Here is a 1,337-nt window from a genome sequence, read left to right on the forward strand (position 1 = left end):
TGGTGGGTGCGGCGGTGTATCTCGCGTCGGACGCCTCCGACTACGTCAACGGCACCATCATCACCGTCGATGGCGGATGGATGGGGCGGTAAATAACGGAGCTTTGTGCCTGGAAGTGGGCCCTGAGTGCTCCACCTCAGCGTTCATAGGGAAAGCTCAGCGTGGTTTTTCTTGTGTTGAAGTTAGCTTCTTTGCTGGCCATGTCGAACGAAGACAGGGCTGTCATGATGTGAGACGTCAGTATTGATTTTGCCTTGGCAAGCTTTCCTTCTTCGAGCGCCTCGATGATTGCCAGATGCTCGTTCATGACGCGAGCCCGAATCTTTCCGAGGGCCATCGTGATTCGGGTTCTGACGGCGTCGACGCGAGCCGCGACGAGTTCGAAGGATTCTGCCAGGTAAATATTTCCGCAATTCTGGACAAGGGCCCGGTGGTAGGCCGAGTCGGCCTCAGCGACCGACTGCCAGTCTCCTTCCCGCTCCCCTTTGACCATCCTGTCATTTGCCTCGCGCAGCAGGGCGATTGTTTCGTTGTGTTTGCGATCGATGCTCAACGTGAGTGCCTGAAGTTCCAGCATGGTTCGGAATTCGCAAAGGTCTGCCAGGTTTTGTCTTGTTGGCATGAAAACGAAACTTCCGCTTTGCGGTTTTATTTCGATCAGGCCCTGAACCTGTAGTGCGGCGAGGGCGCCGCGTACTGGCGTTCTGCTGGTGCCAAAAGCGCTGGCCAGTTTGTCCTCGGAAAGAGCTTCTCCAAATTGAAACTCCGCGTTGAGTATCGCGAACTTGAGTTTTGCTGCGATTTGCGATGTGAGTGACTCGGATCGCATTTTTTTTGATTTTTCGGTGTTGTCCAAATCGAGTCTCTGGGTAAATGTCTGAAGAGCAAAGCCGGCGGCGTATGCAAATTATATTGAAGTGTTCCGGCTTGGCTTTAAGTTTTTGGCGTTGCCATTCGTGTTCCGCCAATTGTGGCGGAGCGGATTTCATATGACTTTTTATTCTAACGCATGCTTTGAGTCAATGAGAACGTATTTGGTTTGCGTGTATTGGCTGTGTGTATTGATTTTTCGGTGTATTTATTGATATTTGTTCGTTATAAAGAATCCTAGTTTGTTTCAACTAGTGTCCTAATATGTGTTTACTTGTATTCAATAAGGCGTATAGTGGCGTCCCAGTTGGTGCGGTAGATTTTGCTTTTTCAACGTGACTTTGTCTATCTGGGGTTGGAGTGGATTCTTTGGGCCAAGGCAGAAAAATCGTAGTCGGGATCACCGAGCCGGGTTATGCCGATCACAGTGTTGAGGCGGAGATTCTGAAGCCGCTGGGCGCCGAAGT

The 1,337-nt window shown here is 50.8% G+C and carries 1 protein-coding gene and 1 pseudogene; one reads left to right on the forward strand and one right to left on the reverse strand.

Annotation, left to right across the window (positions count from 1 at the left end; genetic code table 11):
* Nucleotides 1-92, forward strand: a pseudogene (locus tag BO74_RS21095) (2-deoxy-D-gluconate 3-dehydrogenase); the annotation flags it as partial.
* Nucleotides 93-136: 44 nt separating this feature from the next.
* Here BO74_RS21095 and BO74_RS21100 read toward each other — a convergent pair.
* Nucleotides 137-856 carry a GntR family transcriptional regulator gene (locus tag BO74_RS21100; protein WP_496445370.1) on the reverse strand — a complete coding sequence of 240 codons (720 nt, stop codon included), beginning with the start codon at nucleotides 854-856 and terminating at the stop codon, nucleotides 137-139.
* Nucleotides 857-1,337: the final 481 nt, after the last annotated feature.

It is taken from the genome of Propionivibrio pelophilus DSM 12018 (genome assembly GCF_059569095.1).